Source organism: Spartinivicinus poritis (genome assembly GCF_028858535.1).
Classification (GTDB): domain Bacteria; phylum Pseudomonadota; class Gammaproteobacteria; order Pseudomonadales; family Zooshikellaceae; genus Spartinivicinus; species Spartinivicinus poritis.
The window spans coordinates 147,849-168,399 of sequence record NZ_JAPMOU010000001.1; the positions used below are offsets into that span (position 1 = coordinate 147,849).

The 20,551-nt window shown below is 41.7% G+C and carries 21 protein-coding genes; 7 read left to right on the forward strand and 14 right to left on the reverse strand.

The genetic code is table 11. From position 1 onward, the window contains the following. Positions 1-58: 58 nt before the first annotated feature. The 6 genes from recJ to xerD all read right to left on the reverse strand — a co-directional run bounded on the left by recJ (position 59) and on the right by xerD (position 7,184). Positions 59-1,804 carry a single-stranded-DNA-specific exonuclease RecJ gene (gene recJ, locus ORQ98_RS00660; protein ID WP_274686838.1) on the reverse strand — a complete coding sequence of 582 codons (1,746 nt, stop codon included), beginning with the start codon at positions 1,802-1,804 and terminating at the stop codon, positions 59-61. Positions 1,805-2,004: 200 nt separating this feature from the next. Beyond that, on the reverse strand, positions 2,005-3,408 hold the full coding sequence (gene thrC, locus ORQ98_RS00665; RefSeq protein WP_274686839.1) for a threonine synthase: 1,404 nt from the start codon (positions 3,406-3,408) through the stop codon (positions 2,005-2,007). A gap of 101 nt (positions 3,409-3,509) precedes the next feature. Next, positions 3,510-4,814, reverse strand: coding sequence for a homoserine dehydrogenase (locus ORQ98_RS00670; RefSeq protein ID WP_274686840.1), 1,305 nt, complete (start codon positions 4,812-4,814; stop codon positions 3,510-3,512). A 289-nt stretch (positions 4,815-5,103) separates the two neighbouring features. After that, complete coding sequence (locus ORQ98_RS00675; protein WP_274686841.1) at positions 5,104-5,838, reverse strand: DsbC family protein; 735 nt, start codon at positions 5,836-5,838, stop codon at positions 5,104-5,106. Positions 5,839-6,023: 185 nt separating this feature from the next. Continuing rightward, on the reverse strand, positions 6,024-6,206 hold the full coding sequence (locus tag ORQ98_RS00680; RefSeq protein WP_274686842.1) for a hypothetical protein: 183 nt from the start codon (positions 6,204-6,206) through the stop codon (positions 6,024-6,026). A gap of 84 nt (positions 6,207-6,290) precedes the next feature. Further along, complete coding sequence (gene xerD, locus ORQ98_RS00685) at positions 6,291-7,184, reverse strand: site-specific tyrosine recombinase XerD (RefSeq protein ID WP_274686843.1); 894 nt, start codon at positions 7,182-7,184, stop codon at positions 6,291-6,293. Between the two features lie 80 nt (positions 7,185-7,264). Between xerD and ORQ98_RS00690 the strand changes: the two genes are divergently transcribed. The 3 genes from ORQ98_RS00690 to ORQ98_RS00700 all read left to right on the forward strand — a co-directional run bounded on the left by ORQ98_RS00690 (position 7,265) and on the right by ORQ98_RS00700 (position 10,620). Continuing rightward, positions 7,265-8,149, forward strand: a complete 885-nt coding sequence (locus tag ORQ98_RS00690; protein WP_274686844.1) for an alpha/beta hydrolase — start codon at positions 7,265-7,267, stop codon at positions 8,147-8,149. Positions 8,150-8,299: 150 nt separating this feature from the next. Then, positions 8,300-9,874, forward strand: a complete 1,575-nt coding sequence (locus ORQ98_RS00695; RefSeq protein ID WP_274686845.1) for a CHAD domain-containing protein — start codon at positions 8,300-8,302, stop codon at positions 9,872-9,874. After that, positions 9,871-10,620: a ParA family protein gene (locus tag ORQ98_RS00700; protein WP_274686846.1), complete on the forward strand. Its 750-nt coding sequence runs from the start codon at positions 9,871-9,873 to the stop codon at positions 10,618-10,620. Before ORQ98_RS00695 ends, ORQ98_RS00700 begins: the two co-directional genes overlap by 4 nt. Before the next feature lie 55 nt (positions 10,621-10,675). Here ORQ98_RS00700 and ORQ98_RS00705 read toward each other — a convergent pair whose 3' ends face one another. The 6 genes from ORQ98_RS00705 to ffh all read right to left on the reverse strand — a co-directional run bounded on the left by ORQ98_RS00705 (position 10,676) and on the right by ffh (position 15,339). After that, positions 10,676-11,488, reverse strand: a complete 813-nt coding sequence (locus ORQ98_RS00705; protein WP_274686847.1) for a hypothetical protein — start codon at positions 11,486-11,488, stop codon at positions 10,676-10,678. Positions 11,489-11,748: 260 nt separating this feature from the next. Next, a complete protein-coding gene (rplS, locus tag ORQ98_RS00710; RefSeq protein WP_274686848.1) occupies positions 11,749-12,102 on the reverse strand; it encodes a 50S ribosomal protein L19 in 354 nt (117 codons plus the stop codon). A 46-nt stretch (positions 12,103-12,148) separates the two neighbouring features. Next, positions 12,149-12,901: a tRNA (guanosine(37)-N1)-methyltransferase TrmD gene (gene trmD, locus ORQ98_RS00715; protein WP_274686849.1), complete on the reverse strand. Its 753-nt coding sequence runs from the start codon at positions 12,899-12,901 to the stop codon at positions 12,149-12,151. 3 nt (positions 12,902-12,904) lie between these two features. After that, a complete protein-coding gene (rimM, locus tag ORQ98_RS00720; RefSeq protein WP_274686850.1) occupies positions 12,905-13,462 on the reverse strand; it encodes a ribosome maturation factor RimM in 558 nt (185 codons plus the stop codon). Positions 13,463-13,490: 28 nt separating this feature from the next. Further along, positions 13,491-13,751 (reverse strand): 30S ribosomal protein S16, encoded by a 261-nt coding sequence (rpsP, locus tag ORQ98_RS00725; RefSeq protein WP_274686851.1) that lies wholly within the window; start codon positions 13,749-13,751, stop codon positions 13,491-13,493. A gap of 199 nt (positions 13,752-13,950) precedes the next feature. Next, positions 13,951-15,339, reverse strand: a complete 1,389-nt coding sequence (ffh, locus tag ORQ98_RS00730) for a signal recognition particle protein (protein ID WP_274686852.1) — start codon at positions 15,337-15,339, stop codon at positions 13,951-13,953. Positions 15,340-15,671: 332 nt separating this feature from the next. Between ffh and ORQ98_RS00735 the strand changes: the two genes are divergently transcribed. Both ORQ98_RS00735 and ORQ98_RS00740 read left to right on the forward strand, forming a co-directional pair. Then, the gene (locus tag ORQ98_RS00735) at positions 15,672-16,475 is read left to right on the forward strand and encodes a cytochrome C assembly family protein (RefSeq protein WP_274686853.1); all 804 of its coding nucleotides are present in this window, start codon (positions 15,672-15,674) and stop codon (positions 16,473-16,475) included. A gap of 108 nt (positions 16,476-16,583) precedes the next feature. Next, positions 16,584-17,846: an HlyC/CorC family transporter gene (locus ORQ98_RS00740; protein ID WP_274686854.1), complete on the forward strand. Its 1,263-nt coding sequence runs from the start codon at positions 16,584-16,586 to the stop codon at positions 17,844-17,846. Between the two features lie 74 nt (positions 17,847-17,920). Here ORQ98_RS00740 and ORQ98_RS00745 read toward each other — a convergent pair whose 3' ends face one another. Continuing rightward, a complete protein-coding gene (locus ORQ98_RS00745; RefSeq protein ID WP_274686855.1) occupies positions 17,921-18,544 on the reverse strand; it encodes a CoA pyrophosphatase in 624 nt (207 codons plus the stop codon). A 449-nt stretch (positions 18,545-18,993) separates the two neighbouring features. Here ORQ98_RS00745 and ORQ98_RS00750 point away from each other — a divergent pair, with 449 nt between their 5' ends. Both ORQ98_RS00750 and ORQ98_RS00755 read left to right on the forward strand, forming a co-directional pair. Further along, positions 18,994-19,371: a DUF3135 domain-containing protein gene (locus ORQ98_RS00750; protein WP_274686856.1), complete on the forward strand. Its 378-nt coding sequence runs from the start codon at positions 18,994-18,996 to the stop codon at positions 19,369-19,371. Positions 19,372-19,426: 55 nt separating this feature from the next. Then, positions 19,427-19,969 (forward strand): NUDIX hydrolase, encoded by a 543-nt coding sequence (locus ORQ98_RS00755; RefSeq protein ID WP_274686857.1) that lies wholly within the window; start codon positions 19,427-19,429, stop codon positions 19,967-19,969. 188 nt (positions 19,970-20,157) lie between these two features. Here ORQ98_RS00755 and ORQ98_RS00760 read toward each other — a convergent pair whose 3' ends face one another. Beyond that, entirely contained in the window at positions 20,158-20,484 is a 327-nt protein-coding gene (locus ORQ98_RS00760) for a YqfO family protein (protein WP_274686858.1), read from the reverse strand. Between the last annotated feature and the right edge of the window lie 67 nt (positions 20,485-20,551).

The window sequence follows — 20,551 nt, forward strand, 5'->3', positions numbered from 1 at the left end:
TTTTAACTGAATGCCAGTCATTTAGAAATGGAGAATTAGTGCCTGCTGGCGTTTAAGCCTAGTTAGTTAATGAAGGCTTTACAGGCTCAATATACTCAACCATCAGCTGTAAATTCTGCTTGCCTCGAAAGTAGTTCACATCAAGCCTATAGGCTAATTTTACTTGGGCAATAGACTGATCAGGCCACACAGCTAAATCGATATTAAAAGCAATAGCATCAACGAATAGCTCTCCACTAAGGTGTTTTACTAATAATTTTAAGTGCTTCTCGCCCACTATACGCTGCTGAATAACTTGAAAATTCCCTTGAAAAACCGGCTCAGGAAAATGCTGCCCCCAAGGCCCAGCTTCTCTAATCAGAGATGCCAGATACAAATTAATTTCATGACAGCCTAACTCACCATCAGTTAACACTTCCGCTTCGAGCTGCTCTTTAGTCAACTGGCTGGCAGCAACCTCCTGAAAGGCCTGACTAAAAGCAGCAAAGTTTTCATGTTTGATACTAAGACCTGCCGCCATTGCATGACCGCCAAACTTAATGATCAATTCAGGGTATTTTTTATCCACAATATCCAATGCATCGCGGATATGAAAACCAGGGATAGATCGTGCAGAACCTTTAATTTCACCATTATCCCCTTCCGCAAAAGCAATCACAGGGCGATGGGTTCGCTCTTTAATTCGGGCAGCTAAAATGCCAATAACACCTTGATGCCAGGCAGCATCAAATAAGCAAATACCCGTTGGCAGCTGCTCCTCTTGATCCAGTTGTAACCGCTGTAATTCAGTTAACGCCTGTTGCTGCATATCAGACTCGATTTGCTTGCGATCACGATTTAATTCATCCAGTTGAAAAGCAATTTCCCTTGCTCGCTGATGATCATTTGTTAACAGGCACTCAATACCCAGGGACATATCATCCAAACGCCCAGCCGCATTTAGTCTTGGCCCAACGGCAAAACCCAGATCGGTTGCAACCAGTTGTTCCCGGTGCCGTCCAGCCACTTCGATAAGCGCTAAAATACCTGGCCTGGCTTTTCCTGCACGAATCCGTTTCAACCCCTGCTGAACCAGTATTCGATTATTGTCATCCAGCGGTACCACATCAGCGACCGTTCCTAGTGCCACAATATCCAGAAAATTTGCCATATTGGGTTCTAGTCGATTAGCAAACCAACCCCGCTCACGAAGGTGCTGTCTGAGCGCTACCATCACATAAAAAATCACACCAACCCCAGCAGGATTACGACTGGGAAAATCACATCCAGGCTGATTGGGATTTACAATAGCATCAGCTTGGGGCAGTTCAGCACCCGCTAAATGGTGGTCAGTGACTACCACCTTAATTCCTTGCTCTTTTGCGAATTCTACCCCGGCAATACTGGAGATCCCATTATCAACTGTAATGATTAATTCAGGCTGATACTTCAGTGCTTCTACAACAATTTCTGGCGATAAGCCATAGCCATACTCAAACCGGTTCGGTACTAAATAGTTAACTTTTTCTGCACCCAATGCATTCAGTGCTAACACAGCCAAAGCACTACTGGTTGCTCCGTCAGCATCAAAGTCACCTACAATCAAAATTTGTTGTTGAGCCTCAATAGCCTCTGCAATTATCTCAACAGCACGCTCAATTCCTTTAAATGAAGTAAATGATAAGAGAGCTTGCAGAGAATGATTCAGTTGTTTTTCTTCACTGACTCCTCGCGCCGCATAAATACGTTGCAAAACAGGGGAGAGAGAATCAGAAAACTGGCATTGGCTAAGGTCAAAAGAGCGTTGGGTTATGCGTTTTTGCATAGAGGCTTTCTATAAAGGTGTCTGACTAACAATTGCTTGAAGAATATGAGCTGTATTTTTTTACTTGAGAAAGGTAAATACCTATCTCTTAAGGAGACCGCTAAAAATAAACATTTTAGCGGTCTCCTTAAATAAATATAGTTTATATACCCAAAGCGTAGAGCTCAATCATTCTCGAAGGGTATAAGCTCATCTATTTTTTATTTAAAAAAACGCCCGTGAGTTTGGATATACTGCTGTACATCTGTCAGTTTATTTTCCAGCACCTGATAGTGTTCTTGCCGCTCAAATAAATCGGTTAAGTGATGAGGTAGCTCAGGGCTAGCCAAACCAGCTTGAACAATAGCATCAGGAAATTTCACTGGATGTGCCGTTGCCAACGTTATCATTGGGTTGACTTGGCTATTTCGACAACGTCGAGCTGCTTTTACGCCTATTGCGGTATGAGGATCTAGTAAGTAACCTGTTTCAGCATAAACCTGTTTAATGGTAGCAACTGTCTCTTCATCTGATACCCGGCAACTACTGAACAACTGTTGTGCTTGTTCCCAGCGGTAAGGCTCAATACTCATAGTGCCTTGTACGTTAAACTGCTCCATTAGAGTTGCAATTGCTTGCCCATCACGACCATGCAAATCAAACAGTAAACGTTCAAAATTGCTGGAAATCATAATATCCATACTAGGCGATAAGGTTGGATGCAGCTGCTCTTTAGCATACTGATTACCACTGATAAACCGGTGCAATATATCATTGCGGTTAGTGGCCACGACTAGCTGATTAATTGGTAAGCCCATCTGTCTGGCAATATAGCCTGCGAAAATATCACCAAAGTTGCCAGTTGGCACAGAAAAACTAACACTACGATGTGGGGCTCCTAAATGAATTGCAGCATAAAAATAGTACACCACTTGCGCCATAATTCTGGCCCAGTTAATCGAGTTCACTGCAACCAAGCGCGCTTTGTTTTGCAAAAAGTTTTGGTTAGCAAAACAGGTTTTAACCATGGCCTGGCAGTCGTCAAAATTACCGTCAATAGCCAAATTAAAAACATTATCGCTAATAACTGTGGTCATTTGCCGGCGCTGAACTTCTGACACACGATTATGAGGATGCATAATAAAAATATCGACATTTTCACAAGGGCGGCATCCTTCAATTGCAGCAGAGCCTGTATCTCCAGACGTAGCACCAACAATCACTGCTCGCTCATCACGCTTAGCAAGCACGTAATCTAGTAGTCGACCCAATAATTGCAGAGCAAAATCTTTAAACGCCAAAGTAGGACCATGAAATAACTCCATCACCCACTCATTAGCCGCCAATTGTTGCATAGGGGCTATCGCCGTATGACTAAAACTGGCATAAGTGTCTTGAATAATCTTGTGTAAATCTTGAGTAGGAATGCTATCGGCAACAAAAGGGGTAATAACTTGTTCAGCAAGTTCCGCATAATTTAAACTTGCCCACTCTGCTATTTGCTCAGGTAAAAATTTAGGCAAGGTTTCCGGCACATACAGACCACCATCACTAGCTAGTCCCGCCAGTAAGACATCCTCAAAGTTCAACGCAGGCGCCTGCCCACGGGTACTTATATACTTCACAGTATTACCTATTATGGAATTTTACTTAATTAGTTTGTTGCTTACACTATACCTTTTAGATCAGATTTTCTTGAAAGGTATAGTCTTTTATTAATCGCTTATCAATGATTTAGGTGATCCATCCGAATAGTAACGACCTCACCCGACACATCAGCTAGTGCTTGAATAGAGTCAATTGCTGCCTTCATGTCTTTTTCTCGTACTTCTCTGGTTAGCATAAAGATATCGGCAAACTGCTCACCTTCAGGCACTTCTTTTTGATTAATCGCTTCAATATTAATATTTAAATCACTAAGAATACGGGTAATGTTTGCCATCACACCTGGGTGGTCTGCTGCCTGCATTCTTAAGTAGTAAGCAGACTCCACTTCTTCAATATCAAGAATTTTAGTGTCATCAATTGCTTCTGGATGAAATGCTAAAGGGGCAACTACCGAAGATACTGAATCGATTGAGCGAGCCACATCGACAATATCTGCTACTACAGCAGAAGCGGTAGGCTCTGCACCAGCACCGGGACCATAATACATAGTTGGCCCAACGGCATCGGCATCGACCATCACCGCATTCATTACCCCATCAACTTTGGCAATTAACTTTGTATCAGGAATCAACGTTGGGTGTACTCTTAGCTCAATACCATCTGACTTGCGTCTGGCAATTCCCAGATGTTTGATTTGATAACCAAGCTCCTTGGCATGAGCTAAATCTTCTGGAGTAATCTGGCTAATGCCTTCGGTATAAGCCGCCTTAAACTGAAGTGGAACACCAAATGCAATGGATGCCAAAATAGTTAACTTATGTGCAGCGTCAATACCTTCTACATCAAATGTCGGGTCAGCTTCTGCATAGCCTAACGCTTGGGCTTCAGCCAAAACATCTGCAAACTCTCGCTTTTCCTTTGCCATAGCAGTCAGAATAAAGTTACCTGTACCATTGATAATGCCAGCAATGGTATTAATCCGATTAGCTGCTAGCCCTTCACGAATGGCCTTAATTACAGGAATTCCACCCGCTACCGCAGCCTCATATGCGACAATAACTCCCTTTTCTGCTGCAGCTGCAAAGATTTCATTACCATGCTCAGCTATCAACGCCTTATTAGCTGTTACCACATGTTTACTATGTTGAATAGCCGTTAATACCAGCTCTTTTGCGGTGTCATACCCCCCAATTAACTCAACCACAATATCTATGGCAGGGTTCTTGGCAACCTCAAAAATATCACGAGTTATATTGATGGACGAAAGATTACAAGCAGGATTATCCCGTCTTGCTCCCACCTGCTCAATTACAAGCGCTCGACCAAGGCGACGCGCAATTTCTTCCGCATTGCGTTGTAACACATTGAATGTACCGCTACCCACGGTACCTAACCCACATATTCCTACTTTTACGGGCTTCAAAATAGACCCCCAGTTGACTTAGCCATCATCAGATTAGGTATTTAAGAGCAACCCCAACCTCTTATATCAAGCCGGTTATTATAGCGCCATTAATCAATGTGTGGAGCAGGAATTGCAGAACAATTATTACTATGCAAACAACATAACTGGAATAGTTAGCATGAGAATGCTAATTAGAGGGGCAAAAGCAAATAGAATACATAGGCCGTCGATATAATACACATAGCACTATACCGACACTAGAAAGTTATGGCTGACATCAAATCATACAAATGTCGGATAACTTATATCACTTATTTTTAACGCCTAACAACTTAGCTAAGTTTTCAGCTGGCTGATAACCTGGAATCAAACGTCCATCAGCCAAAACTAAGGCAGGTGTACCGCTTACACCAACCTGTAAGCCCAGCTTATATTGCTCTTCGACAGGGTTATCGCACTTTTTACCTGCTACTTTTTGGCCTTTTTTCGCTTTGGTCATGGCATCCTTAGGATCCTTAGCACACCAGACATTTTCCATTATTGAATAGGCTGGGGATTGTTTACCACCACGAGGAAACGCTAAATAACGGACTTCTATGCCCATTTTGTTAAGCTCTGGCACTTCGGTATGCAGCTTACGACAGTAGCCACAGTCGACATCCGTGAATACAGTGACATGAGACTTGGCCTTACCCTCTGGAGAAAAAACTACCATCTTCTCTTTTGGTACACCATCAATTACCTTGGCTAGCGCCTTGCTTCGAGCCTGCTCAGTTAAGTTTGTCCATTTATTGCCGTCAATCTTTAACAGATCGCCACGAAACAGATAGCCACCATCAGCACTTGAGTAAACTAGCTGGCCACCAGAAAACTGTACTTCGTAGACCCCTTTCACTGGCGTTTCAGTAATTCGGTCTATTGTCACTTTACCACCCAGCTTACTTAACTTGGCTTTAATCGCTTCCTCAGGAGAAGCCGCTATCGCTGAGCTTGCCACTAAAGCAATTGTTGCTCCAAGGGCTAATTTACGAAAGGGAGTCATACAAATCCTCGTTGTGTTTTAAAATCCACCTGCACTAGAGAGAGAAAATAAAGCAAAAGGTTCCCTCCTACACGCGAGCAATTATAACAGATTGATTACTTGATTAAATTGCACTTTCATCAAAGAAAATGTCGCCAAAGCAATGATTTGGGTAAGAACTACAGCCTGATTCATTGGTAGCAATACTAGGGCCTGTTAACACTATTTGAATCACCACTGCCGGAAACTATTTTTTTGTCCAGCAAAGCACAAGGAATGCCGTGTAGCCATTCTACATAAACGACTTGTAACACAGCTGGGCGGAAAAATAGTCTCGGCCCAAAGGGTTGTGGCTGTAAAAGTGCTACTCGTTGTTGCTCACTGTTCATTTAGAATAACTAAACTTCTCGCTTCGCGCCTAGATTAGCGCTTTTACAGTCACAACAGTGACGGTTCAAATAGTTTAACAGGCCCTAGGCTCTTGGGTGGTGTTCTTTATAAAGCTGTTGCAATCGATGCTGCGCAACATAAGTATAAATTTGCGTAGTAGACAAATCACTGTGCCCAAGCATCATCTGTACTGCCCTTAGGTTTGCGCCATGATTGAGTAAATGCGTAGCAAAGGCATGACGTAGCGTATGTGGAGAAACTTCAATGGTAATTCCTGCCAATACTGTATATTTTTTTACTCGGTACCAGAACGTTTGTCTGGTCATTGCAGTACCACGCGTCGAAGGAAACAGTACTTCACAGCTAGCACTTCCCACTAAGTGGGACCGGCCATTTGCTAGATAACTTTCAAGCCAATCTTGTGCTTCTTCTCCTACTGGAATCAACCGCTCTTTTTTGCCCTTACCAACCACTCGCAAAGCTCCACGATTAAGACTTAACTGATGTACGGTTAACCCCACCAGCTCCGATACCCGAAGCCCACTACTATATAAAAGCTCTAACATAGCTTTGTCTCGCTGCCCTACTAAAGTCGACAAATCCGGGGCTTCGAGCAATGCTTCAACCTGTTCTTCAGACAACGACTTCGGTAAATAACGGCCCAGTTTTGGCATTGCAATATGTTGGGTTGGGTCATCCTCTCGTAACTGCTGCAATAATAGATACCGATAAAAGCGACGCAACACAGATAAACAACGAGCTTGAGAACGTTTATTGTAGCCCGCATGCAACCGGTGCTGAAGGTAGGCCTGAATATGATCAGACGTTGCTAATAGCAGCTGCTTAGACTCAAGCCAGCTTACAAACCCAGACAAGTCACTCCGATAAGCAGTTAAGGTATTTTGGCTAGTCCCTCTTTCTAACCATAAGTGATCTAGAAACTGATTAATTAACTGGTCTGCTTGTATTGTTGCCATTCTTGCCATCACATATAAACTTGATTAACTGCCGTATTAATAAACACTTTTAAGGTTTGGGTTTCAATAAATTTAAAGTTATGAACCAACAGCTAATCAACAAACGTCGTATTTTGCGGTTTCTCTTATCGCCCATTACCCTGTGCTTAATAATACTATTCATTTTACCCTCTGCTATGCCTGCTAATTACTGGTTAACCCGACAGTTTTTTTATCCTGATAGCCATTATCGACTTACTCCTGCTCAATTAGGCATTGAGTACGAAACCATCACTTTACAGCCTTCGCCAGGCAATACTCTCAAAAACTGGCTGCTCAAACCAAAAGATACACCCAAGGCTACTATTTTATTTTTACATGGTAATGCTCAAAACATCAGTACCCATATTCATAGCGTTGCCTGGCTAGTTGAGCACAACTATCAACTTTTTATGCTAGATTACCGTGGTTATGGTAAGTCGACAGGCAGCCCAATTATGCCAGAGGTACTTGAAGATGTGGCTGCTGCCAGTCAGTGGCTCCAACAGCATACTTCTTCTCCTTATTTTTTAATGGGGCAAAGCCTTGGTGCTGCTTTAGCTATTAATCATGCTGCTACCAGCAACACTCAATTTAATGCAATTATTATTGATGCACCTTTTACTGGCTTTCGCACTATTGCTCAGGATGTATTAAGCGCAAACTGGTTAACTTGGGCTTTACAATATCCACTTTCACGCCTGATACCCGACGAGTATGAACCTATTAACCAATTGACTAAAATCACCCACTCGCCTCCCATCCTAGTTTTTCACAGTCAAGATGATGAAGTAATTCCTTATTATCATGGAAAGCGCTTAGTAGAGTCCTGCCCAGACAACTGTCGATTAATTACAACCAAAGGCCCCCATATTGCCACTTTTAGCTATAACCAACACCGCCAAATGCTATTGGATTTTCTTGACCAAAACCTGCAAAATAAATAGCTGCGCTCTACCTATAGAAACAAAGTAAAAGCTCTAGAAAACTATATTGAGCTTTTGCAACACAACCAAGTGGGGTGGCTCAAAGATAAACTATAGCTCTTCATAAGAAATATGGAGCAGCTAGATGAAGTCACGGAAGAGGAGTAAACCATGACACTCTTAGCCCAGTCGTTGGCTAAACCTGTCGTATCTTATTGGCAGTTACCTAGCCGAAAAAACCCGCAATCTGCCGTACGCTTAATAAAGAAGCAATTTCCAAATGTTTGTCACTCTCAGACAACTCAATCAATCTCTTTGTATGACGCTTTTGGTTGGCCCCTTTGGTTTGACAATACAATGCTGTACCAAAGCGACAGCCAACTCATTCTTGCTCCAAAAGGCTGTTTTGCCTACGAAAGCTTAATTGCAAGCTGCACTGTAAACAACCTTAACGGCCATAGTCAGCCGCTGGAGATAAGCCAGCTACCCAGTGGCATACTGAAAAATAAAGTAAAACCTCTTGTTAAGCTTAGAGCTTTGCAACAAATGGCTACCTTAACCTGTGACAGCCATACCATCAAAATGATTAACTCAGACCAAAAAATGGTTTGTAAAGCAATTATCTATATTTTATCAGACCAGCGTAACAGCACTACAAATATAGAGTATTTAGAGTTGCAACCGTTAAGAGGCTTTAATGAAGAGGCTCAACAGTTTACTCAGTTTTTAGAACAACACTTCACAACTATTGCAGAACCACCCCTCATTGATTATTGGGATAAGAATAAATTCACCCCTCAGCCTTACAGCATCAAGCCGCATTTCACTATCCAACCAGAAACGCCTACTCGCGAAGTAGTACTTAATATGGTTAATACCATGCTGGCGCTTGCCCAGCAAAATGAACAAGGTGTAATTAATGATATAGATACTGAGTATCTACATGACTACCGAGTAGCCATCCGTAAAATCCGCTCCTTACTAAGTTTAATCAGGCAGGTATTTCCCAAAACTGAAACCAAACAGTTAAAACAACAACTCAAGGAGCTTGCTCAAAAAACTAATTTATTAAGAGACCTGGATGTATACTTGCTTGCTAAAGATGAGCTAAAAGCTCAACTACCCATTCAACTACAACCAGGATTAGATAAATTATTTCAAACCTTTGCTGATTTACGTAAAACTGAATGTAAAAGCATTGTTCAACACCTACAAAGTAAAACCTATCAAGACACGCTAACTACAATTAAAAACATACTAAAAGCCTGCAAAAAAGCAGCAAAAACCAAGAATAGTCATAAGCCCATCACCAAAATAGCGACACAAGAAATCCACAATAAGTATCAACTGATTTGCCATAATGGTAGCTTATTAACAGCCACAACAGATGATGAAGCATTCCATGACTTACGGCTAGAATGCAAAAAGCTCCGCTACTTACTAGAACTCTTTGCTGACTTAATGGACACAACCACCAATAAACAAGCTGTTAGTAGTTTAAAAAAGCTCCAAGACAAACTGGGTCACTTCAATGATTTATCCGTTCAACAAGAAAAACTTTTATCTTATTTAGATGGCAATAATATCGACTCACTTGAAGCAGCTGCCATTGGCGGGCTAGTTAGTGTCATGCGTCGACAGCAAACGTCCTTAAAAGCAGAGATAATCAGTCAACTCAATGATTTCTGTTCATTTCCCACTCATAACAAGTTTAATCAGCTCTTTCAAAAGGTCAGTCAACAATGAAGATAATAGCGGTTTACAGTATTAAAGGAGGCGTAGGCAAAACAGCTGCGGCAGTCAACTTAGCCTATGAAGCTAGCCAGGCTGGCTATCAAACACTGCTATGCGATTTAGATCCTCAAGGTGCGTCTTCTTTTTATTTTCGAGTAAGTGCATCAAAAAAACAAAAAAGCAAATGGTTTTTCAGCCAGTCTTATAAACTATTTCAACATATCAAAGCTTCGGACTATCCATTACTGGACATTTTGCCTGCCAAACTATCCTATCGACACTTTGATATCAAACTAGGTGCATTTAAAAAGTCACCACAAAAACAAATAGCAAAATTATTAAAACCTTTAAAGAAGTACTATGATGTCATTTTTCTCGACTGTCCACCCAGCATCAGTCTATTATCTGAAAATGTATTTCATACTGCAGACATTATTATGGTCCCTGTTATCCCCACGACTTTATCTGAGCGCACCCTAAATCAGCTAGTCAATTTTTTCCAGGAAAAATCATTAGATAAAAGTAAAATTCACCCTTTCTTTTCTATGGCTCAAGCATCCAAAAAACTACACCAACAGTCTGAAGCTAGGATAAAAACTCGCTTTAATAGCATTATTAGCCAATCTATCCCTTTTTGTGCGGAAATTGAAAACATGGGTATTCACCAGAAACCTGTGGCTGCTTTTGCACCTAAAAAGTCTGGAGCAATTGCTTATCAAACGCTTTGGAAAAAAATTGAGTCCTATTATTTTACTTGAAGCCCATTTATTACGGGCTTCTACTTAATCATGGTGAACCAATATAGAGTTTTACTTATTGCTTTCGAGTAACCCGATAATTCTGTCCTAAGTTATTATCTGTATACCAATGACCATCCACTTTATACCTTACAAAGTATGCCAGTTGGTTTTCCTTAGCTACAGGTATTGAGCCTCCCCAGCTTTCTACTCCATATTTACTTGGGTTCTTAACCAAGCCTCCTTTTGGTCCTATAATTTGATAGGCTTGATACTTAGCTTCAATGGTATGGCTTGTTAGCCAGCTATCAAAACTATAAATCACTTGTACTTGCTTAGCATGTGCAATATTTCTCACCAACACCTGCGGATAAAAGCTCTTTTGCTCTTTATATAAGGAGCCAGAAAAAGTATTATTTACAGCAACATTGACATCTTCGGCCAAAAACCAACCAGCACCTTTAGCTAGCCAATAATCTTTACTTTTATTATTGTCCCAATATTGCCCTGTTGCAGTGTTTGCATAAACAGCAAACTTAATAAAGTTGATACTTGGCTGTTGATAATTACTGCTACAACGCACCGTACCCCTCATACAAGACTGATAACTCAATTGCCAGCGCTCTAGATGTCCATCAATAACTGCGATTTTTTTCGCAGGCAAGTCTTGCCATTCGCCCTCATTATTAATCAAACGCAGCCAAACTGTTTCAGCCTTGAGATTACGCTCAACCAAAATCTCAAAAAATTGATGTTCAGAGCGAGTACCATAAAAGCTATAACCCGAACTCATCGCCTTAACCAACTTAACAGGCTGTCCAGCAAAGCTTAAAGAAGAAAAAAGCAAAGTGATAAAACAGATAATACACTTTAACGGTAAGTGTTTCATAAGCATCCTTGTCTTCTTATACCACGCAATAGCAGCAAGAGTCCCAAAGCACTAAGCAAATGGTATAATCGATAAAATTAGTGGTTACAAGTGTCGTATTTTATCAAAGAACCTGTAACAGACAAGAAAAAAGACACACTTTACATTTAAAATACTTAAAAAGTGTCACAAGCAAAAGAGTAGATACTTACAACTGGGTAAAACAAGCTTATTTATAAAAGACATAAAAAAAGCAGCTAATGCTGCTTTTTTTATTGGAACTAGGAAAGTTTTTCTTTAATTCTTGCTGCTTTACCAGAGCGCTCACGCAAGTAGTAAAGCTTCGCTTTACGTACATCACCACGACGCTTAACGGTAATGCTGTCTACCAACGGGCTATAAGTTTGAAACGCACGCTCAACTCCTACCCCATTGGAAATTTTACGAACAGTGAAAGAAGAGTTCAGACCACGATTACGCTTACCAATCACAACCCCTTCAAAGGCCTGTAAACGCTCACGGTTACCTTCTTTTACTTTTACCTGAACAATGACTGTATCACCTGGCCCAAAGGCAGGGATTTCTTTGTTCATTTGCTCATTTTCAATTTGCTGAATAATCTTGTTTTTGCTCATCTCTTGTTTGCTCCTAGATACAAACACTTTCCGCTGGCTACAGACCTTATTGCGTTTGGTTAGCCTGATATTCCTGCTGAAACTCAGCAAGTAACGCCTGTTGCTCATCATCAAGTTGATGTTTTGCTAATAAATCAGGACGTCTTAACCAGGTTCTTCCCAACGACTGTTTCAGTCGCCATTGCCTTATCATTTCATGGTTGCCACTCAGTAATACTGGTGGAACCTGCAACCCTGCCACCTGTTCTGGCCGAGTAAAATGAGGACAATCAAGTAAACCTTCTGCAAAAGAGTCTTCCAAAGCGGAATTCTTGTGACCTAGAGTGCCCGGGACAAAGCGTGAGACCGCATCAATTAGCGTCATGGCAGCAATTTCACCACCACTTAAGACATAGTCACCCACCGACCATTCTTCATCAATTTCGGTTTCGACTATGCGCTCATCAATACCTTCATATCGCCCTGCGACTATGATGAGTTTGTCATTTTGTGCCAACTCCATAACCCCTTGTTGGGTTAGTTGGCGTCCCTGAGGGGACATGTAAATCACCTTAGCCTCAGTTCCAGCAGCCTGCTTTGCTGCATAGATGGCATCACGCAGAGGTTGAACTTTCATCAACATGCCGGGACCACCGCCATAAGGTCGGTCATCCACTGTTTGGTGTTTATCATGAGTAAAGCTTCTTGGATTCCAAAATGCCACCTCAAGTAAACCTTGTTTTACCGCTCTTCCTGTTACGCCATACTCAGTAATGGCATTGAACATCTCAGGGAAGAGGGAAACAACCCCAAACCACACTATTTAAAACTCCGGATCCCAATCGATCCGTATTTCACCTGCTTCTAAACAGATCGACTCAATCACCTGATCGGGTAAGAAAGGAATCAGTCGTTCACGTTGATCAACGCTTTGTTTGTCGCCCTTCACTACTAAAACATCATTTGCACCTGTGGCCATTAGTCTAGTGACTCGACCAAGGTCTGTTTGTTGATACTCATCTGTAGCAATTGCAATAACCCGCAAACCTTCCAGTTGATGCCAGTAATACTCGCCCTCAACTAAGCTAGGCAGTTGATCTTTACGAATGAACACTTCTGCACCACAATATTGCTGTGCCACCTCCCTATCATCACACCCTTCTAAGTGTGCAACCAGGCCTTTACCATGCTTTTTGCCTTGAACAACTGCAATCTCTTGGAGCTGCCCTTTTTGTTTGAGGAGCCAACGTGAATAACCAAAAATGTTATCCATCGGGTCAGTATAAGAGTAAACCTTAACCCAGCCACGCACACCGTACACTGAAGAAATACGCCCCAGTGCCAACAAGTCGTTTTGGTTGATATTACCCGTTACTGCCATAACCACCTCAAACTGCTCACACGGGAAATTAAGCCGCTTGACCAGCTTGCTTACTAGCTTCAGCTAATAACTTAGCCACACGATCAGTAGTTTGAGCACCTTTGCTTAACCAGTACTCAACACGCTCACTATCAACACGTAAACGCTCTTCTTGACCACGAGCAACTGGGTTAAAAAAACCTACTCGCTCAATAAAGCGACCATCACGAGAGTTACGTGCATCAGTCACAGTTAAGTGATAGAACGGGCGCTTTTTAGAGCCACCACGTGCTAAACGAATTGTTACCATTAGACTTTTCCTAGTTCTCTATTTACAACAAATGAGCCATTGCTGCTCAGGTGTTTACTTTCGGGTAGCCAGCTAATTGATCAACCGCTACTCGGAAGGGCGCATATTCTACGGAATATCAACCATAATGAAAAGCCTGCTGAAGTAATCTGCAGCAGGCTTTTGCATTGAATATGCGTTATTGCTTTAAAAGAATAGCTTACATCCCAGGGAATTTGCCGCCAGGTGGCATCATACCCCCCATTCCTTTCATGCCTCCCATTCCCCGCATTAACTTGGTCAAGCCGCCTTTTTTGGTGACTTTTTTCATCATTTTTTGCATTTGCTTGTGCTGTTTAAGCAAACGGTTAATATCCTGAACCTGGGTACCAGAACCCATTGCAATCCGTTTTTTCCGTGAACCATTAATAATATCTGGATTAGCTCGTTCAGAGGGGGTCATTGAGCTAATGATCGCTTCCATTTGAACAAGGGGCTTATCATCAATTTTTTGCTGAGCCAGTTGCGACATCTGCCCCATCCCAGGCAGTTTGTCCATCATATTGGTGATGCCACCCATTTTCTTCATCTGCTGAAGCTGGTCACGAAAGTCTTCTAAGTCGAAGCCTTTGCCTTTTTTCAGCTTTTTCGCCAGCTTATCCGCTTTCTGCTTATCAAGCTTTTGTTCTGCTTCCTCTATTAAAGAAAGAACATCTCCCATTCCAAGTATACGAGAAGCAATCCGATCAGGATGGAATGGTTCTAAAGCATCTGTTTTTTCACCAACCCCCAAAAACTTAATCGGTTTACCAGTAATGTGGCGAACAGATAGCGCAGCCCCCCCACGAGCATCACCATCAGCTTTAGTTAAAATAACACCTGTGAGAGGCAGTGCATCACTAAAAGCTTTTGCTGTGTTAGCTGCATCCTGCCCTGTCATCGCATCTACCACAAACAGGGTTTCGATTGGGTTGACTGCTCTATGCAGGACCTTGATCTCTTCCATCATTTGCTCATCAATATGGAGACGACCTGCGGTATCCACAATCACCACATCATAGTGCTTATTTTTGGCCTCATTGATCGCGCCATTAGCAATATCAACAGGGTTTTGCTCTACATGACTGGGGAAAAAGTGCACTCCAACTTCATTTGCTAGCGTTTCCAGCTGTTTGATAGCTGCAGGACGATAAACATCGGCACTTACCACTAACACAGATTTTTTCTTACGCTCAGTAAGAAACTTAGCCAGCTTAGCAACAGAGGTCGTTTTACCTGCACCCTGAAGCCCTGCCATCAAGATAACCGCTGGAGGCTGTGCAGCTAGATTCAAGTCGTCACAGGCTTCGCCCATAATGGCAATCAGCTCAGACTGGACGATTTTCACAAACATCTGGCCTGGACTCAGGCTTTTTTGCACCTCTTGGCCAACCGCTCGCTCTTTAATCCGTGCAACAAAGTCTTTTACTACAGGTAGTGCAACATCAGCCTCTAACAAGGCCATTCGCACTTCACGTAATGTATCTCGAATATTATCTTCGGTGAGCTTTGCTTTACCTGTTACATTGCGAAGCGTTTGCGAGAGTCGATCAGTTAAGTTTTCAAACATGGAACCAGCCCTATTAATAACCTTTGCTCATTCATTTGTAGTATTAGATATCTACTACAAATGCTATAAGCTGTCTTGATATAAGCTGCTAAAGGCACGGTAAGACTCTGCTCACTTTAGTCACTATTCGCAGCCTAACAGCCCATATCAAGACAGCTTGCTAACCCGCTGTGATTATAACGCAACTCAATAGCCGCTGCCTATTAAACCAAGCAATGTCAAAGGAAACTAAGCTATTTTCCAATTATTCAATAAAATAAGCCTTTACCTGGATAAACTTTTATGCAGAATGAACGATTGCAGTACATAATGACCCAGCCTTTTATACAGTTATGAATATAATCATCATTAGCGTGTTTGCTATTATCTGTTATTGCACGACTGCTATAGGTCAGGCACTGGCCATCAAGCAAAACAAACAGTTCCGTAAATCACTTGTTTTATTTCTAGGCTTTAGTGCGTCCCTATTCCAAGCTATCACCCTCTATCTGCTTATTCATGAACCAAATGGTATTAACCTTGGCTTTTATAATGTAAGTTCCGTGATTTCCTGGATGATTATTAACATTGTATTACTCAGTGCATTAAAAAAGCCTGTTGAAAGCTTGTTAGTTTTTCTTGCGCCACTTGCCGCATTAACAATCATTTTTGCAGTAACCCAAGAAGCACCAAAAACCCTCATACCTGAGCGCAACTTTGGTATGCTTGGGCACATTCTGTTTTCTATTCTAGCCTACAGTATTCTTACCATAGCAGCGTTTCAAGCTGTTTTACTGGCCTATCAAAACTATAAACTCAAGCACCATCAGCTCAAAGGAATCCTTAAAGTATTTCCACCACTACAAACAATGGAAAGTTTGTTATTTGAATTTGTCTGGGCTGGTTTAATTTTGCTTACCGCGTCACTTGCAACAGGCTTTTTATTTGTTGATGACTTACTAGCACAACATTTGGCTCATAAAACATTCTTATCTATATTTGCTTGGCTGGTCTTTGCCACCTTATTATGGGGCCGCCATCAGCTAGGCTGGCGTGGCAATACCGCAATTAAATGGACAATTAGTGGAACAACACTACTTATGCTTTCTTATTTTGGCAGTAAGTTTGTGCTAGACCTGGTTTTGCAGGGAAGATAAACTGATTTAACAAACAAACTCACCTAAGTTCCTGCTGGTTTTTTCATAACCACTTATTTATGAACTATACGGGTGGGCATATTACGCTTGGCAACATGAGGTTAATTCTTGAACGAAGTGCCCCTTGGTTTCCTATTTGGAGCCCTGTTTGTACTCATTTTACTTTCAGCATTTTTTTCCAGCTCCGAAACCGGAATGATGGCTTTAAACCGTTACCGGCTTCGTCACTTAGTGAATAGCAAACATCGTGCAGCGACCCTTGCTAGCCGATTGCTAGAAAGGCCTGACCGGTTGATTGGAATAATTTTAATCGGTAATAACTTTGTTAATATCTTAGCCTCTTCAATAGCCACCATTATTGCCATCAGAGTCTGGGGAGATGCAGGTATCGCCATCGCCACAGGCCTACTAACTTTAGTTATTTTGATTTTTGCAGAAGTAACTCCAAAAACATTAGCGGCACTACACCCCGAGCGCATTGCATTTCCAGCAGCCTACCTGTTACGACCACTGCTCATACTATTGTATCCTGTGGTTTGGTTTATCAATGGTATCACTAACAATTTACTTCGCTTGTTTGGGGTTAACCCTAATGAAAACCAGCAAGATCATCTCAGCACAGAGGAGTTTCGTACGTTGGTTCACGAAACACCTGGCATTATTCCTCGCAAGCGCAAGGGGATGGTATTAGGTATTTTGGATCTGGAAAATGTTAGTGTTGATGACATTATGGTGCCTCGCCAAGAAATAATTGGTATTGATATTGACGATGACATAGAAACTATCATTAGCCAGCTACAAGACTGTCAGCATACTCGCCTACCTATTTATAAAGACGATATCAACAACATTATTGGTGTCCTTCATATGCGTAATGCAGCTCGCTTTTTAGCGACTGGCACGCCAAGTAAAGCAGATTTATTACAGGAAATTGCAGAGCCTTACTTTATTTTAGAGAACACACCATTACACACTCAGCTATTCAACTTTCAAAAAGAAAAGCTACGTATTGCCTTTGTTGTAGATGAATATGGTGATGTTGAAGGTTTAATTACTCTAGAAGATATTCTCGAAGAGATAGTCGGTGAATTCACTACAGATATGTCTGATGATAGCGAGGGTATCAAAGTACAGCCTGATGGCTCTTTTCTCATTGATGGCTCAGCTAATATTCGAGACATCAACCGACTATTGAAATGGGATCTACCTAGCAATGGCCCCAAAACATTGAATGGTTTGATCACTGAATATCTTGAAACCATCCCCGAAACTAAGGTTTGTTTGAAGGTAGACTCTTACTTAATAGAAATTCTACAAATTAAAGACAACGTTATTAAGCAGGCTAAAGTCTCATTCAAGAAGAAAAGGTAACCTTTTCTAGAAAAGCAAAACTCCCTCTGAATATTTCACCTAATTGAATTATATAAACAGGTGAAATATTCAGATTACTTATTCTTCATACTGACAAATTTATCAATAATTTCAGGGTCTCGTTGAGGCCAATCACAACTGATACCTGCATCAAAACCAATATTCAGCAAATCAACCAGCATCAATGCAGTCAGTCCCCAGATCTTAAACTGCTCATAACAAAAATAAGGGATTTGGTAAGTCTCACCAAAAAACTCAATCTGCTCAAACTTGAGATGCCTCGGCTCCAAAAAAAACGCTAAGGGTGCTCTAAAGATTAAATCCAACTCGTCCAAATTTGGCGTTAACGCTACCTGAGAAGGAATCACCCCTACAAATGGCACCACCTTTAAACCAAATCGAGATGCTAAAGGGTTCAACTGGCCTAATGGCGTAACATGATCTGCAGCAAGATTGATTTCTTCATAGGATTCTCTTAATGCAGTAAACCACAAGCTCTTGTCGGTATCGTCTCGCTTGCCACCAGGAAAAGCCACTTCACCACTATGAGTTGATAAGTGGGCGGCACGCAAAGTAAAAATGATTTCCGGTTTTTTAGGGTGATCCGTTATAGGTAACAACACAGCAGCTTCAGGCAAGTCGACAGCCAGTTCACTTTCAGGGTTGTCCGTTAGGGCTTTATACAATTTATTTATCATTAATTATAAAAAACATGATGTTTAACAGATACTCAGTCCTTGGATTATGACGCCAGTTCCTGGCAAATTAGCAATGACTACAAGCCATTAAAAATAACGTAATGCTGCTATTGTGAAAGAAACTCTAAGCTTCAGCAACAAGCAGTGGTGTCAGTGTACTTCACAGACATATATAGCAAATTCATCTAATAAAACCTCAACAAAACTAAAATAGCACTTAGCCTAAACTTGACAATCTAACACTCTGTTTTGATTAGCTTTTTTATTTTAGAGTTCCTTACCTTCTCCATTTATTCTAGCTGGCCCCTAAATTGCGTGTGAATCAGTCAACATACAAGTGTTCTAATAGTCAGGTAGGATAAAGTTTCATCAGTTAGCTCTGTCAAACGGAAAAAAGACGCAGGTTAAAGGATGAAGCTGTAATTCATGAAGAAGTAATGGGTGATTATATGAAGTCAAACCTTCCAGATTTTGATGAGTTGTTGTTTCTTGCCAATAACAAGCCAGATGATCTGGAAAGGCTCAGGAAACAGTTAATTGAAGAAGCAATCCAAGACGCCCCCCTTGAGTATCAAAGAAGATTACGTGGTATTCAGTTTCAAGTTGATATGAAAATTCGTCAATCGTCTAACCCAATGAGTGCTTGTGTTGCTATATCAAAGCTAATGTATGAGTCTTTACATCAGTTACAACTCACTCTCACCAACCCTGAGCATGCACAACTTACCCGCAAACGACTCAATGGTGAGCTACCCGCTGAAGATGGTGCTGCTCCCGCAGATGTTATTTGCTTAACCAACCGCCGTGCGGCCGCACCCACTATTTAACTTCGCATCAATATCCAGTATATACTCATAGCCTCAAATGGAAAAAGGCGAGGCTATGAAATACTGCGCTCAGTGTGGAAAACCAGTTGAGCACTTCACCCCTGCAGGTGACAACCGTCCTCGTTATGTGTGCAGTCACTGTCAGACCATCCACTACCAAAACCCTAAAATAGTCGCAGGCTGCCTGCCAGCTTATAAAGAGTTGATACTGCTTTGCCGAAGAGCTATTGAGCCAAGAAAAGGGTTTTGGACACTTCCAGCAGGTTTTATGGAGCTAGGCGAAACTACTCTTCAGGCAGCCCAACGAGAAACTTGGGAAGAAGCCCTAGCGACAGTAGAGCAACTAGAGCTATACACTATTTTTAACCTACCCCATATCAGCCAGGTTTATATGATTTTCCGCGCCCAGCTTGAAGAGCCAAACTTTGGCCCTGGGGATGAATCCCATGAGGTTCAATTATTTCATGAAACTGATATACCCTGGCAGCAGCTGGCATTCCCTACCATCGAAAAAACCCTTAGGCATTACTTTGTCGACCGGCAATCAGGTAATTTTCCGGTCAGGGTTGAGGATATTACTCAGCCGATCAAAAAGTGATACAGCCAGCTTTAACTCATCCAACTAATTATAGCCAAAGCGAATGGCTTTTAGGGGCGGCGGTCGAGCGATGAAGCCCCATGAGTTTATGTTTTTATAAATGATTGGGGTGAAGGCAGTTAAATGCTCCTGCTTAAACTGCATTCCCACCATCCATGGTGGTCAGCGACGACAACAAGCCCTAAAAGTCATTCGCGAAGGGTATACAAATCAGCTAACTGCCATACATCATATGCAGGCTCTTCATAAGGGTGAGCTTGCTTCATAGCTTGAATTACATTAGTCACATACTGATCAGCACACACCATTTCCACCCGATACTCTTCTACTGTTTCCACCTGATCCATTTGCCCTACATAAGGGTTACTACCAGCGAGTGGTCGAAACTGCCCTTGCCCCTTTACTTGCCAAGCACAACTATCATAATCCCCAATTTTTCCTGCCCCAGCTTGAAACATGGCACTTTTTACTGATTCTAATGCTTCTTCTGGAATAAAAACCGCTATCTTATACATTTGTTAATTTGCCTCCTTGATAACATTGCTTTACAACAGAAACTACTCCACAAAAGAAAAAGCCCAG

What these genes read in the sequence shown, in the direction of transcription:
- recJ (WP_274686838.1), bottom strand. Translation starts at nt 1,804, where the DNA reads ATGCAAAAACGCATAACCCAACGCTCTTTTGACCTTAGCCAATGCCAG.
- ORQ98_RS00675 (WP_274686841.1), bottom strand. Translation starts at nt 5,838, where the DNA reads ATGACTCCCTTTCGTAAATTAGCCCTTGGAGCAACAATTGCTTTAGTG.
- ORQ98_RS00680 (WP_274686842.1), bottom strand. Translation starts at nt 6,206, where the DNA reads ATGAACAGTGAGCAACAACGAGTAGCACTTTTACAGCCACAACCCTTT.
- xerD (WP_274686843.1), bottom strand. Translation starts at nt 7,184, where the DNA reads ATGGCAACAATACAAGCAGACCAGTTAATTAATCAGTTTCTAGATCAC.
- ORQ98_RS00690 (WP_274686844.1), top strand. Translation starts at nt 7,265, where the DNA reads ATGAACCAACAGCTAATCAACAAACGTCGTATTTTGCGGTTTCTCTTA.
- ORQ98_RS00695 (WP_274686845.1), top strand. Translation starts at nt 8,300, where the DNA reads ATGACACTCTTAGCCCAGTCGTTGGCTAAACCTGTCGTATCTTATTGG.
- ORQ98_RS00700 (WP_274686846.1), top strand. Translation starts at nt 9,871, where the DNA reads ATGAAGATAATAGCGGTTTACAGTATTAAAGGAGGCGTAGGCAAAACA.
- ORQ98_RS00705 (WP_274686847.1), bottom strand. Translation starts at nt 11,488, where the DNA reads ATGAAACACTTACCGTTAAAGTGTATTATCTGTTTTATCACTTTGCTT.
- rplS (WP_274686848.1), bottom strand. Translation starts at nt 12,102, where the DNA reads ATGAGCAAAAACAAGATTATTCAGCAAATTGAAAATGAGCAAATGAAC.
- rimM (WP_274686850.1), bottom strand. Translation starts at nt 13,462, where the DNA reads ATGGCAGTAACGGGTAATATCAACCAAAACGACTTGTTGGCACTGGGG.
- rpsP (WP_274686851.1), bottom strand. Translation starts at nt 13,751, where the DNA reads ATGGTAACAATTCGTTTAGCACGTGGTGGCTCTAAAAAGCGCCCGTTC.
- ffh (WP_274686852.1), bottom strand. Translation starts at nt 15,339, where the DNA reads ATGTTTGAAAACTTAACTGATCGACTCTCGCAAACGCTTCGCAATGTA.
- ORQ98_RS00735 (WP_274686853.1), top strand. Translation starts at nt 15,672, where the DNA reads ATGAATATAATCATCATTAGCGTGTTTGCTATTATCTGTTATTGCACG.
- ORQ98_RS00745 (WP_274686855.1), bottom strand. Translation starts at nt 18,544, where the DNA reads ATGATAAATAAATTGTATAAAGCCCTAACGGACAACCCTGAAAGTGAA.
- ORQ98_RS00750 (WP_274686856.1), top strand. Translation starts at nt 18,994, where the DNA reads ATGAAGTCAAACCTTCCAGATTTTGATGAGTTGTTGTTTCTTGCCAAT.
- ORQ98_RS00755 (WP_274686857.1), top strand. Translation starts at nt 19,427, where the DNA reads ATGAAATACTGCGCTCAGTGTGGAAAACCAGTTGAGCACTTCACCCCT.
- ORQ98_RS00760 (WP_274686858.1), bottom strand. Translation starts at nt 20,484, where the DNA reads ATGTATAAGATAGCGGTTTTTATTCCAGAAGAAGCATTAGAATCAGTA.